We start from the raw sequence: 12,895 nt of genomic DNA, 5'->3' as shown, positions 1-12,895 counted from the left end.
CGTGGCGGGCGGCACCCTCGGCAGCGGCGACGAAGACGAGATCATCAGCGGGATCAACGTCACGCCCCTGGTCGACATCACCCTCGTGCTGCTGATCATCTTCATGGTCACCGCGACCTACATCGTGCGCGAGACCATCGAGATCGACCTGCCCGAGGCGGCCAACGCCGGCGAGACGGTCGAGACCACCCTGGCCCTGGTGATCGACTCCGAGGGCGCCATCTACCTCAACGGTGAGCCCAGCAGCGAGGCCGACCTGCGAAACGCAGTGCCCGAGCTGCTCGCCCAGGCCAAGGCCGCCGGCGAGAAGCTGCAGGCCATCCTCTCGGCCGACAAGGCCGTCTCCCACGGGCGAGTGGTCCGCATCATCGACCTGGTGAAGGGCCTCGGCGTGAGCCGCTTCGCGATCAACATCGAGAAGAACGAGACCGCCGACGCGCCCGCGAACGACGCCCCGGCGCCGGAGCCGGCGACGCCGTGAGGAACGAGGGCCTGAGCCTGCGGATCGTCCTCGGGCTCCTCGGGTCCATCCTCCTGCACGCCCTCTGCGTGGCCTTCCTCCTCTTCACCACCGGGCCGGCGAAGGGCCTCGATCTGAACAAGCGGAGGGTGGTGGAGCTCGAGGTGGTGGAGGCGCCCCCGAAGCCGGAGCCGCCGAAGCCCGAGCCCCCGCCCCCCCCGGAGCCCGAGCCCCCGAAGCCGGAGCCGCCGAAGCCGAAGCCCAAGCCCCGGCCCAAGCCGCCCCCCGAGGTGGTCAAGCCCGACACGCCGCCGCCCCCTCCGCCGAGCAACCAGCCGCCGCCGGAGGCGCCGCCGAAGAAGCCGGTGCCGCTCGTCACCGGCATCTCCCTCTCCTCGACCGTGGGGGCCGGCAAGGGCAGCGGGATGCGGGTGGCGGTGGGCAACACCCTCTACGGCACCCCCGACAAGAAGGTCGAGGTGGCGCCGGAGGCGGTGCAGCCCTACGTCGGCGCCGAGAAGTACATCGCGCCCCACAAGGTCACCACCCTGCCCCGGGTGGCCCGCGAGGTGCGGGTGCCCTACCCCGAGGCCCCCCGGCAGGCGGGGATCGAGGGCACGGTGAAGCTGCACCTGACCATCAACCACCTCGGCGCGGTGGTGAAGGTGAAGGTGATCGAGAGCGTGGATCCCGAGCTCGACGCGGCGGCCGTGCGCGCCCTGCGGCAGGTGCGCTTCCACCCGGCCACGGTGGACGGCGATCCCGTCTCCACCGAGATCGACTACGCCTACACCTTCCTCCTCGACTGATGCGCGCCCTCCTCCTCCTCTCGCTCTCCCTCCTCGCCGTCGGCTGCGCCCACCTGCCCGAGGCGCCGCCCGCCGCCGGTGACTGGGAGCGGCACCGCCTCTGCGGTCCCGACACCCGGCCGGAGCGCCGGGGCGCCGCCCGCCCGGACTACTGCCTGGAGATCGCCCGCGTCGGCCCCGCCCTCGCCCGCCCGCGGGCCGTGGCGCTGCTGGTGCCGGGGATGTTCCAGAACGGCCGGGTCTTCGATCTCTGGCCCGAGCGCGGCGTCTCCTTCGCCCGCTTCCTCGCCCGCCACGGGATCGAGCCCTGGGTCTTCCACGTCCGGGGCATCGGCGCCTCCGACTACCCGCCCCGCTCCAGCCTCGACGACATCGCCATCGACGATCTGCCCCGGGCCATCGACTGGCTCTCCGCTCACCGCGGCCGGAAGATCCTGGTCCTCGGCCACTCCCAGGGCGCCATGACCCTCAAGGCCAGCCTGGCCGGGCTCTCCCGCTGCGCGGAAGGGGCCTGCTTCGATCCCGAGGTGGCCCGGGCGCGGCAGGCCAGGGTGAGCGCCGCGGGCTTCTTCGCCGGCTCGGTGGCCCTGACCGGCGAGAACCTCCAGTTGCGCTTCCTCGCCGGCACCGGCGGCCTCCTCGGCGGGCTGCCCCCGCTCGTGGTGGATCGCTTCCCCGGCCGCCGTCTCGGGCTCTGGGCCCACCGCCACCTGCCCGCCGCCCTCTTCGACGCGCTCCTTCGCCGGGAGAACACGCCGCTCGAGCTGCGCGAGGCGATGCTCTCGCGCACCGTCGAGGCGACCACCGGGAAGAACCTGGCCCAGCTCTCCGACGGCCTGGCCTTCGGCTCGACCCGCAGCGGCGCTCATCGCTGGACCGAGGCCCTCGGCCTCATCACCCTGCCGGTGGTGCAGGTGACCTTCGAGCACGACCCCCTCTCACCCCCCCGCGCGACCTACCGGGACGACTTCCGCCACCTCGGCTCGAGGCAGAAGCACTTCCTGATGACCGCCGGCCAGGGCCACGGCGACTTCCAGGCCAGCGTGAAAGGCCACGACTCCCAGCTGCGCGCCGTGGGCCTGCTCCTGGAGCTCGGGGCGAGCGATCAGGCGGTCTGGTAGCGCGCCGCCGAGGCCTCGAGCTGCTCGGAGATCGCGGCGACGCTGCGTGAGGCGTGCTCGGTCTGGCGGACCGCCAGGAGGTTCTGGCGGGAGAACTCCTCGATGCTCACCATCGCGGTGGAGATCTGGGAGACGCCGCCCGCCTGCTGCTGGGCGGCCGAGGCGATCTGACGGGCCGAGTCGGCGGTGCCCCGGAGGGTCACGGCGAGCTCCTCGACGATGGTGCCCGCCGACTCGATGAGCTCGACGCCCCGCTCGACCCGCTTGCTGCCCTCCTCGGTCACCATCACCGCGGTGTGCGTGGCCTGCTGGATCTCCGAGAGGATGGCGCGCACCCGCTCGGTGGCCTGGCGGGACTGCTCCGCCAGGTTCTTCACCTCGCCGGCGACCACCGAGAAGGCCTTCCCCTCCTCACCCGCCCGCGCGGCCTCGATGCTGGCGTTGAGCGCCAGCAGGCTCGACTGCTCGGCGAAGTCGTCGACGGTGGCGATGATGCTGCCGATCTGCTGGGTCTTCTCCGAGAGGTCGAGGATCGTCGTGGCGATCTCCTCGACCTGGCTGCGCACGCCCATCATGCCCTCGATGCTCCGGCTGACCGCTGTCTTGCCCGAGTCGGAGACCTCCACCGAGCTCGAGGCGCTGCCGACCACCCCGCTGGCGGTCTCGGAGACGTGGTGGGCCGTGCGGGTGATCTCCTCGACGGTGGCCACGGTCTCGGTGACCGCCGCGGCCTGCTGCTCGAGGGAGGCGGCCTGCTCGGCCACCGTCGAGCTCATCTCGCCGATGGTGGCGTTCAGGGCGTGGGCGGCGTCGTTGACCCCCTGGGCCATCGACTGGAGCTCGTCGGTCATCTCGTTGAACGCCGCGGCGAGGTCGGCCAGCTCGTCACTCGTCTCGACCTCGACCCGGACGCGCAGGTCGCCCTCGGCGATCTTGCGGGCTCGGTCGATGAGGCGATCCACGCCCTTCGTCACCACCTTCGAGACCCGCCAGGTGGCGACGGTCGAGACCACGATCAGGAGCGTCAGGCAGATGAAGAAGCTGAAGAAGGCGCGCTGCTGGATCGCCTTGTCGGTGGCCCGGAGCTCCTCGAGATTCCAGACCGCGCGATCGTGGAACGCGTCGAGGGAGACGCCGAGTTCCTGGGCCAGCTCGGCCAGCCGGGTGGCGGCCCCCTTCGCCTCGGCGGGGGTCGCCAGGCCACGGTCGAAGCTCTCCTGGTAGCGCCCGCGGAGCTGCTGGATCGTGTCCAGGTGCGCCGCGAGCTCGGTCCGCAGCGCGTCCTCGGTCTCCTCTCCGACCAGCCCGACCAGCTCCAGGTAGCGCTCGTCGAAGGTGTCCAGGTGACCCTTCACGACCCCGGCCTCACCGAGCTCGGCGTAGAAGAGATCCTTCATCGCGCTGTTCCCGTGGAGGAAGGCCTCGTGCATCTGGTCGCCCACCTGGGTGATCGAGATGCCCCGCGCCCGACGGACCCCGGCGTCGGCGGCGTCGTCGAGGATCCAGACCAGGACCCCGATCATCAGCAAGAGGACCCAGATGGTGGTGGCCGTGGGCAGGAAGATCTTCCGTCGCAGATTCCACTTCATGGTGCCGGCAGAGGAAGCAACACCGGTGCCAGCCGGGAAGGCGCATATCGGGCCCGGGAGAGCCCAGATCCGGTACCTATCGGCCGGATTCTCGGATTCGAGATCCGGTCCTCCGTACTGCCGGGAGAGGCCGCCTCGCCCGGGGGTCCGTAACCGGCGGGGACCGCGCGCCGATGGAGGGGTGGGTGAAACCTGAACACCCCCGATGGGAGGAACCCTTCCGGCTCGGCGCCGGCCCGAACCAGGCGCCGCGGCAGACCGGCCCCGAAATGGGAATCGACGAGATGGGCGTGGTCCGGATCGCCGAGCCCGACCTCTGGCCCGCGGCCGACGAGGTGGTGCGCCTGGCGATCACCCCCGAGCGCTGACGCGCTCGCCCGACAGGAAGTGTCGGAACGAGAGCGCGAGGGCCGCCCCGATCGAGAGGTCGAGGGCGGCCACCGCCATGAGGAAGGTCGGATCGCCGCGAGCGGCCCGCGAGAGGGAGGCGCCCACGGCGATCATCGCGCCGAGGGCGAAGAAGAAGGGCACGCGGAAGAAGCTCCGGGGGTAGCGCCGCTCGAGCGCGTCGATCCGGGCGAGGTTCCGGCGGCAGGCGCGATCGAAGAGGAGCAGGCCCTTCACCACGCCCGCCCCCAGGCCGCCGAGGCCGGCGGTCCAGAGCCAGTGCGGCTCGGCCGCGAGCGCCTCGGCCTCTCGCAGGAGGACGCTCCCCTTCCAGAGCAGCTCGATCGCGCCGATCCCCCAGACCGTGGCGGCGAGCAGCTTCAGGAGGCGGGTGGAGGGCTCGGGAGGTCGCATGGGCTGCTCGACCTATACGATCTCCGAGGCACCTCGGCACGTTTCGTCAGGGTTGCCTGCCCTTCTCGCCGGGAGGGAGCGGCTACTGGACGAGGAAGTCGGCGCGCACGGCGGCGTGATCCGAGCCGGCGTAGCCCCAGCCGTCGCGCACCACCCGCACCGTACCGCTCCGGTAGGTGCCAGCGCTGCTGGTCTCCAGGTAGAGGTGGTCCAGCGCGTAGTCGGTCCCCTGGTACTCGAAGGTGACGTCCTGGCTGCCGAGCTCGGCGGCCACCCGCTCGACCTGCGCCGCCGCCTCGAGGGCGTCGAGGGCAGGTGACCCGGGCACGTCGTTGAGATCGCCGGCCAGGACGATGCCGGCCGCGGGGTTCGCCAGGGCGGCCTCGGCCAGGATCTCCCCCGCCGCGGCCCCCTCCGCCTCCCGCCGGCCGGGGTCGTCCTGCCACTTCGAGCGGAAGTGGGCGCAGAAGACGATCAGGCGGTGGCCGTCCGCGTCGAGGTGCACCTCGAGGAACTCCCGGGTGAAGGTCGTGCGGGTGCCGTCGGGGCGCTCGAGGACCCGGTCGCGGTGCCGCCGGATCCCGACGAGGGGCACGGTCGAGACCAGGCCCACGTCGAGGGAGGCCGGCCAGCCCGTCTCGCCGAAGGTGGAGTGCGCGAAGGAGGCCGGCAGCTCGGCGAGGATGGCGTCGAAGGCCTTCTGGTTCTCGATCTCCTGGAGGGAGACCACCTGGGCGCCGAGCCCCTGGATCCCCGCGGCGATCTCCCGGGCCCGGGTCTGGAAGGCGCTGGTCGAGCGCTGCTCCTCGAAGTCGCCGGGCGCGCAGGCGCCGCTGTCGCAGACGTCGTCGAAGAAGAGGTGGGTGTTGAAGGTGGCGACCCGCACCTGCACCGGCTCCCCGCCGCCGCCGTCCGGGCCGGCGTCGACGCCCCCGTCGCCGGTGTCCACCGGCGGCCCGCAGGCGACACCCTGCAGCGCGAGGCAGAGCAGCAGGGCGAGCGAGCGCGGTGTCGAGGACGGCCTCATGCGCGACCCACCCCTCAGCGCCGCCCGCCGCCCAGGGTCAGCTCCAGGGCGTGGCGAGGGAGGTAGCCGCAGCCCAGGGCCGGGGGCACCAGGGTGTGGATCATCGAGTCGAGGCGGCGCAGCCGAGAGCCCTGACGCGTCCCGCGGCGGGCGAGGGTCGCCTCGATGCCGTTGATGACCTCCCACTTCTTGCCGCACCACTCCGGGGCGATGAGGAGCTCGGGGGGGCAGGTGCCGGTGACCCGGTGGTAGAAGACGGTCTCCGGCGTGCGCTCGATGAGGTCGGCCGCGGTCTCGAGGTAGGCCGGGAGCGTCCAGGGCACGTACTCCCCGGAGGCGTGGGCCTTCGCCAGCAGGGTGTTCTTCACCACGTGGAGGGGGTGGAGCTTCAGGCCGTCGATGCCGAGCTCGAGGACCCGGTCCAGGGTCACCCGCGCGTGGAGGGCGCTCTCCCCGGGCATCCCCACGATGAGGTGAGTGCAGACCGGGATGCCCCGGTCGCGCGCCGCCAGGGTCGCCTGCCGGTAGTCCTCGAGGGTGTGGCCGCGCCGCACCCGCTCGAGGGTCGCGTCGAAGCTCGACTGCAGGCCCAGCTCCAGCCAGACGATCTTGCCCTGGTCGCGGATCTCGCAGAGCAGGTCGAGGACCGCGGGCGGGAGGCAGTCGGGGCGGGTGCCCACCGAGAGCCCGAGCACGTCCTCCTCGGCCAGCGCCTGATCGTAGAGCGCGCGCAGGTGCCCGAGATCGGAGTGGGTGTTCGTGTAGGCCTGGAAGTAGGCGATGAGCTTCCGGGCGCCGGTGCGCCTGGCGACCACGGCCCGGCCCGCGGCGATCTGCTCGTGGATGGGGGGCGGCCCCTCGTCCCGGGGCGTGAAGGAGCCGTTGTTGCAGAAGATGCAGCCCCCCCGCCCCTTGGTCCCGTCCCGGTTGGGGCAGGAGAGGCCGGCGTTCAGGGCGATCTTGTGCACCCGCTCGCCGTGCAGGGAGCGGAGGTGCTGACCGAAGGTCCTGACGCGATCCGAGAGCGCCACCTAGCCGACCTCGTTGTAGACGCGGCGGCGGAAGGTCACGCCGAGCTCCTCGGCGATCGCCCGGCAGGCCTCGATGTCCACGCCGGGCAGGCCGTCGAGGGCGGTGAGGCTGACCTTCATGCCGGCGTCCCGGGCGCGGGCCGCGAAGTCGAGGAGCGCCGGATAGCTGCCGGGCCGCGTGGGGCGGGTGTGCTCCTCGTAGAGGGCCTCGTCCTGGGCGTTCAGGGAGATCGAGACGTTGTCGACGGCGCTGGCCAGCTCGGGGGTGACGTCCCGGCCATGGACCAGGTTCGCCAGCCCGTCGGTGTTCAGGCGGATCGTGGCGCCCCTCGCCTTGAGGGCGCGGCCGACCTCGAGGATGGCCTCGAGGCGCAGGGTGGGCTCGCCCAGCCCGCAGAAGACCACCTCCCCGTAGCGCTCGACCTCTCCCACCGCCGCGATCATCTCCTCGACCGAGGGCTCCCGGAAGAGGGTGAGGTCGTAGCCCTTCACCTCCCAGGTGCCGTTGAACTTCGGGCAGAAGGCGCAGCGCAGCGTGCACTTCGCGGTGACGTTCAGGTAGCAGTTGCCGTTGAGCTCATAGGCGACGACGGTGTCGCGCTCGTCGAGCTTGTGGGCGGCGCCGGACATGGTGGTGATTCTCCTGCTTCCCCGATGCAGACGGATGGTCTGTCATTCTAGCGGATGCAAGCCGACTTGGGGGGCCCCACTTCAGCGCAGGAGCCAGCCCTCGGCGGTCAGGAGCAGCACGATCAGCGCCAGGGCCAGGGACCAGAGGGGCTGGCTGGCCGGGCGGTGCCCCCCGACCACGGCCCCGAGCCCCGCCGCGGCGTCCTCGCTGCGCCCGAAGCGCGCCTCCAGCTCGGCGGGATCCAGCCGGGTGGTGTCGGACTCCCGGGGGTCGAGGCGGACCACGAAGTCGTGCTCGGGGGCCGGCGAGAGCGCGGCCTCTCCCTCGTGCCGGGCGAAGACCCGGTAGAGCCCGGGCCGATCCGTGTGGGGGAAGACCGCCTCGCCCTGATCGATCGCCGGGGCCTGCACCTCGAAGCCCTTCTCGCCGGGGCCCTGGATCTTCATCTCCACCACGGTGTCCGGAAAGGAGAGCCGGTGGGGCTCGCCGAGGGTCACCATGAAGTCTCGCCGCTCCTCCAGGGAGTGGGCGAGGTAGCCGGCGACCTGCTGCATCACCGGCAGGAAGGCGGTGCGGATCGGGAAGTCGGTCCAGGCGCGATCCACGGTGCTGGTGTAGAGGGCCGTGCGGCCCTTGCCGACCTCGCGCACCAGCAGCACCGGCGCGTCGTCCTCGTAGGTGGCCAGCGCCAGGGCGCCCTTCGCCGGCGGCCGGGTGAGGTAGTAGGTGCCGAAGCGGGCGGAGGCGAAGCCCTCGCGGCCCTCGCCGATGAAGATGCCGAAGATGGGGTGATCCCAGGCGATGGCCCCGAAGGAGACCTTGCCGGTCTCGGCGGCCCGGGGGAGATGGAGGGCCGCCGGCAGGACGGGCCCGAGGGAGAGGTTGAGCTCATCGGCGTCGGTCTTCGACCCCACCGAGACGAAGAGCCCCCCGCCCTCCTCGACGAAGCGCAGGAGGGCGCTCGCCGCCTCGGCGCCGAGGGAGCCGACGTTCAGGAGGAAGACCAGGTCCTGACCCTCGAGCGAATCGCCGCGGAAGCCCTCGGCGTCGATCACGGTGGGGAAGATCGCGCTCCCCTCGCCGCGGGCGGGCGCCAGGGCCCGCTCGACGAAGTAGACCTCGTCGTCGAAGCGGTTGGTGGTGGGCTCGCCGTCGACGATCAGGGCGCGGACGTCCTGGCGCACCTTCACCAGGAAGTGGGCCTGATCGTCCTCGGGCAGGGCGTCTCCATCGAGCACGAGCATCCCCGCGCGATCGCCGCCGCTCTCGAAGGTGTGGGAGAGGAGCTTGTGGGCGCTGCTGTCCATCGGCAGGTCGGCGAAGCCCCGGACCTTGGCCTTGTCCGCGACCACCAGCGAGACCGAGAGCCCCGGGCTCTCCATCCCCCCCGAGCTGCGCAGGGCGACGTCGAAGGCGTAGCCGCGCGGCCCCAGGGCGTAGGCCGGCTCCGCGGCGACCGACTCGATCCAGTGGTTGGGCAGGGGCTTCCCCTCCGCCACGTCCACCACCCGCACCCGGGGACGGACCACCTTCTCGCCCTGCTTCACCTGGGGCGCCGGCGCGTCCAGGGACCAGGCGGTCGCGGTCAGGTCGGTGAGGACGACGATCTCGAGCTCCGAGAGGAGCGAGCCCGGCAGGAGCGAGGCGGCGGCCTCTAGGCAGGCCTCGAGGTCCGAGGCGCGGTAGCCGACCTGCGCCTCGCGCAGGGCCGCCCGGGCCCGGGCCAGATCGTAGCCCGGCTTCTCCAGGGCCCCCTCCGGGCCGTCGGCGCAGGGCAGGACCGTCACCGCGTCGGAGGGCCCGAGGGTGTCGAGGAGCTCGCCTCCCTCGGCGCGCGCCCGCTCGAAGAGGGTCTTCTTGTCGAGGCGGTAGCGCATGGAGAAGGAGGTGTCGAGGACGAGCACCAGCGCCCGGGCGTCCCGGGTGGGCGCGCCGGCCGCCGCCGGGGCCGCCAGGTAGGGCCGGGCCAGGGCCAGGGGCACCCCGATGCAGGCGGCGACCCGCAGGAGCAGGAGGATCAGGCGCTTGAGCTTCAGCTTGCGGGCGTGGCGCGCCTCGGAGCGCAGGACGAAGGCGATGGCGGCGAACTCCACCTGCCGGCTGCGACGCCGGTTGATCAGGTGGATGACGATGGGCACCAGCGCCGCGAGGGCGCCCCAGAGGAAGGCAGGGTGAGCGAAGGTGAGGCTCATCGCGCCCCCCGCCGACCCCCGCCGCGCAGGGCGAGGAAGTCGAGGAGGAAGCGGTCGTAGGGCTCGTCGGTGATCACCTGCCGGTACTGCACGTCGCTCTCGCGCAGGCTCTGCCGGGCCTGCTCGATGAAGGCCGCCACCTCCTCCAGGTAGGACTCGCGGATCTGGGTCGGGCTCACCTGCAGGCTGCGATCGTCCTCCATCCCCACGAAGAGGGTGGGATCCTCGAAGGGGAAGTCGACCTCGGCCCGATCCATCAGGTGCAGGACCGCCACGTCGTGGCGGGCATGGCGCAGGCTGCGCAGGATCTTCAGGGACTCGGGCTCGGGATCGAGCAGGTCGGTGAGCACCAGCACCAGGGCCCGCCGGCGGGCGCGCTCGGAGAGGGCGTCGACCGCGGCGGCGAGATCGGTCTCACCCTCGGGCCTCAGGGCGTCGAGGCGATCGACCAGCTCGTGGAGGTGGGTGCCGGAGGCGCGGGCCGGCAGGTACTGGCGCACCTTCGAGCCGAAGGCGATCAGCCCCACCGCGTCGGACTGGCGAGCCAGCAGGTAGGCCAGGGAGGCGGCCACGACCTTGGCGTAGTCGAGCTTGCTCACCCCCCCCGGCTGCGACGCGTAGGCCATCGAGCGGCTGCAGTCGACCAGGAGGTAGGCGCGCAGGTTCGTCTCGTGCTCGAACTGCTTGACGTAGTACTTGTCGAACTTGCCGTAGGCCTTCCAGTCGATGTGCCGCACCTCGTCTCCGGGCGCGTACTCCTTGTGCTCGGCGAACTCCACCGACTGCCCCCGGTGGGGGGAGCGGTGCAGCCCCGAGAGCACCCCCTCGACGACCTGCCGCGCCTTGAGCTGCAGGGAGCCGAGGCGAGAGATCACCGCCGGGTCGAGGGCCGAGGCCTCGCTCCTGGCGACCGGCGTACTCATGGTCTAGGGCTTCACCGTCTCCAGCAGCTGGTCGATGATCGTGCGGGAGGTGACGCCCTCGGCCTCGGCGTGGAAGCTGGTCAGCAGGCGGTGCTGGAGCACGGGCTTCGCCAGCGCCCGGACGTCCTCGACCTCCACCGCGGTGCGGCCGTGGAGGATGGCCCGGGCCTTGCCCGCCAGCACCAGGTACTGGCTCGCCCGGGGGCCGGCCCCCCAGGCCAGGAACTGCTCGATGTAGTCCGGCGCGCCCACCTGCCCCGGCCGCGAGGTGCGGACCAGGTCGACGGCGTGGCGCACGACCCGCTCGCTCGCCGGCACCCGCAGGACCAGCTCCTGGAAGTCGAGGATCTCCTCGGGGGAGAGGGCGCGGTCGGGCACCACCTTCAGCGGCCCGGTGGTGGTCTGGACGATCTTCACCTCCTCGTCCGCCGAGGGGTAGTCCACGTCGATCATGAACATGAAGCGATCGAACTGGGCCTCGGGCAGCGGATAGGTGCCCTCCTGCTCGACCGGGTTCTGGGTGGCGAAGACCAGGAAGGGCGCGGGCAGGTCGTAGGTCTGGCCGCCGGCGGTCACCTTCTGCTCCTGCATCGCCTGGAGGAGCGCCGCCTGGGTCTTGGGCGGGGTGCGGTTGATCTCGTCGGCCAGGATCAGGTTCGCGAAGACCGGCCCCTTCACGAAGCGGAAGACCCGCTTGCCGGTGGTGTGATCCTCCTCCAGCACGTCGGTGCCGGTGATGTCCGAGGGCATCAGGTCCGGGGTGAACTGGATCCGGTTGAAGGAGAGGTCGAGGACCTCCGCCAGCGTGGAGATCAGCAGGGTCTTCGCCAGGCCCGGCACCCCCACGAAGAGGCCGTGCCCCCGGGAGAAGAGCGCGATGAGGAGGTGCTCGATGACCTCGGACTGACCGACGATCCGCTTGCCGATCTCGGTGACGATCCGCGCTCGCGCCTTCGCGAGCCGCTCGACCTTCTCGAGGTCCTCGGGGTGGGTCGTGGGGGCCTGGGGCACGGTCATGGGCTTCTCCCTTGAAGCAGCCGGGTGGAGAACCGGCCAAGAGGGCCAGCCTATTCCGACCATCCCCGGGGTCAAGTAGGCTCTGGTACATGCGTAGATCCTGGCTCCTGGCCCTGGTCCTGCCGCTGGTCGCGAGCATCGGTTGCGCGACCAACCTGGCCAACCTCAAGACCGCCGAGACCCTGAAGAAAGGTCAGTGGCGGCCTTCCGCCGAGTTCGGGGTCTTCATCCCGGCCGGGACCATCGCCAAGGCGGGCTCCATCGCCGTGGAGCAGGGCCGCTCCCTGGTCGAGGCGGCCCGGACCGGCGCGTCGGCGGCCCCCACCCAGGAGGAGCAGCGGGAGATCTTCACCACCGCGCTCGCCCTGGCGGTCTTCCCCCCGGGCACGGTGATGAACCTCCAGCTCCGCTACGGCATCACGAACGACATCGACGTGGGCCTGCGCTACGCGAGCACCTCCTACCGGGCCGACGGCCGCTTCCGCCTCTTCAAGCACGAGAACGAGCAGACGCAGAGCAGCACCCACCTCGCCCTGGTGGTGGGCATCGAGAAGCACAACTTCTCGGGGCTCCTCTTCGACATGTACGAGAAGCTGCAGAAGCTCTTCGAGCTCTTCCGCTTCATCGAGCTGGAGAATCCCAGCCGCTGGGACGCCGACCTGGCCCTGATCGTCAGCTGGAACTTCAAGCAGATCGTGCGGCCCTACCTGGGCCTGACCTACCGCATCGGGCGCTACAGCATGCCGGCGGTGCTCTCCCTGCAGTACGAGGACGGCAGCCTGCCCCTCATCGCCGAGGCGGACGTGAAGGACTGGCTCCACTTCATCGGCACCACCGGCGGCGTGGCCGTGGGCTACAAGTGGGTCTACTTCTTCGCCGAGCTGGACATCGCCTACCTCTTCTCGAAGCCCAAGATCCTCGGCCAGCCCACCGCCTTCGGCGGGCTCACCTTCTTCCCGGCCGCCGGGCTCGCCCTGCGGATCCCCTGAGTTCTCGATTGTCCCCCTGTTGCTTGCGGTGGTCCCTGAAGACCAAGAAATACCAGACAACCGGCAGAGCAAACGGGGCGAGGAACACGAGAACAACCCCACCTACGACGCGGTAGTGAACGAACTCTTTGGAACGAAAGAGCAACACAACAAACAAGCCGGTGGTCAGCAAAATCACGGCTTGAGCACCAACAAGCACCATGATGTGATCCAACAACCAGTCGTATGCATAGGTGATCAGTTTAGCGCCTTGGACTTGATCCGCTTCGGTGGACACCTTGCTAACGGAGATGCAGATGGTTGTC

Annotated in this window: 13 protein-coding genes; 5 read left to right on the top strand and 8 right to left on the bottom strand. The window is 71.1% G+C overall.

The window, feature by feature from the left end; translation table 11 throughout:
• Position 1 precedes the first annotated feature (1 nt).
• From P1V51_22200 to P1V51_22190, 3 genes are read left to right on the top strand one after another with little or no spacing between them, the layout of a single operon-like run.
• Positions 2 to 481 carry a biopolymer transporter ExbD gene (locus P1V51_22200; GenBank protein ID MDF1565763.1) on the top strand — a complete coding sequence of 160 codons (480 nt, stop codon included), beginning with the start codon at positions 2 to 4 and terminating at the stop codon, positions 479 to 481.
• The gene (locus P1V51_22195) at positions 478 to 1,269 is read left to right on the top strand and encodes an energy transducer TonB (protein MDF1565762.1); all 792 of its coding nucleotides are present in this window, start codon (positions 478 to 480) and stop codon (positions 1,267 to 1,269) included. The genes P1V51_22200 and P1V51_22195 overlap by 4 nt, the downstream gene beginning before the upstream one ends.
• Entirely contained in the window at positions 1,269 to 2,390 is a 1,122-nt protein-coding gene (locus P1V51_22190) for an alpha/beta fold hydrolase (protein MDF1565761.1), read from the top strand. Before P1V51_22195 ends, P1V51_22190 begins: the two co-directional genes overlap by 1 nt.
• On the opposite strand, the gene P1V51_22185 is transcribed toward P1V51_22190, so the two are convergent.
• From P1V51_22185 to P1V51_22150, 8 genes are all read right to left on the bottom strand, one after another.
• Entirely contained in the window at positions 2,375 to 3,979 is a 1,605-nt protein-coding gene (locus tag P1V51_22185; GenBank protein MDF1565760.1) for a methyl-accepting chemotaxis protein, read from the bottom strand. The two genes, P1V51_22190 and P1V51_22185, sit on opposite strands and share 16 nt — an antisense overlap.
• Positions 3,980 to 4,330: 351 nt before the next feature.
• Complete coding sequence (locus P1V51_22180) at positions 4,331 to 4,780, bottom strand: hypothetical protein (GenBank protein ID MDF1565759.1); 450 nt, start codon at positions 4,778 to 4,780, stop codon at positions 4,331 to 4,333.
• 82 nt (positions 4,781 to 4,862) lie between these two features.
• A complete protein-coding gene (locus P1V51_22175; GenBank protein MDF1565758.1) occupies positions 4,863 to 5,807 on the bottom strand; it encodes an endonuclease/exonuclease/phosphatase family protein in 945 nt (314 codons plus the stop codon).
• A 14-nt stretch (positions 5,808 to 5,821) separates the two neighbouring features.
• Positions 5,822 to 6,838, bottom strand: coding sequence for a TIGR01212 family radical SAM protein (locus P1V51_22170; GenBank protein ID MDF1565757.1), 1,017 nt, complete (start codon positions 6,836 to 6,838; stop codon positions 5,822 to 5,824).
• A complete protein-coding gene (locus P1V51_22165) occupies positions 6,839 to 7,468 on the bottom strand; it encodes a TatD family nuclease-associated radical SAM protein (protein MDF1565756.1) in 630 nt (209 codons plus the stop codon).
• 81 nt (positions 7,469 to 7,549) lie between these two features.
• The gene (locus P1V51_22160) at positions 7,550 to 9,661 is read right to left on the bottom strand and encodes a BatA domain-containing protein (GenBank protein ID MDF1565755.1); all 2,112 of its coding nucleotides are present in this window, start codon (positions 9,659 to 9,661) and stop codon (positions 7,550 to 7,552) included.
• Entirely contained in the window at positions 9,658 to 10,584 is a 927-nt protein-coding gene (locus P1V51_22155; protein ID MDF1565754.1) for a DUF58 domain-containing protein, read from the bottom strand. The genes P1V51_22160 and P1V51_22155 overlap by 4 nt, the downstream gene beginning before the upstream one ends.
• A 3-nt stretch (positions 10,585 to 10,587) precedes the next feature.
• A complete protein-coding gene (locus tag P1V51_22150; GenBank protein ID MDF1565753.1) occupies positions 10,588 to 11,601 on the bottom strand; it encodes a MoxR family ATPase in 1,014 nt (337 codons plus the stop codon).
• Between the two features lie 89 nt (positions 11,602 to 11,690).
• On the opposite strand from P1V51_22150, the gene P1V51_22145 reads away from it, so the two are divergent.
• Both P1V51_22145 and P1V51_22140 read left to right on the top strand, forming a co-directional pair.
• Entirely contained in the window at positions 11,691 to 12,590 is a 900-nt protein-coding gene (locus tag P1V51_22145; protein ID MDF1565752.1) for a hypothetical protein, read from the top strand.
• A gap of 19 nt (positions 12,591 to 12,609) precedes the next feature.
• On the top strand, positions 12,610 to 12,895 hold a 286-nt coding region (locus P1V51_22140), incomplete at its 3' end, for a hypothetical protein (protein MDF1565751.1).

This window comes from Deltaproteobacteria bacterium (assembly GCA_029210625.1).
In the GTDB taxonomy this organism is placed as follows: Bacteria; Myxococcota; Myxococcia; order SLRQ01; family SLRQ01; genus JARGFU01.
This window is presented reverse-complemented; position numbering and strand designations above follow the sequence as displayed.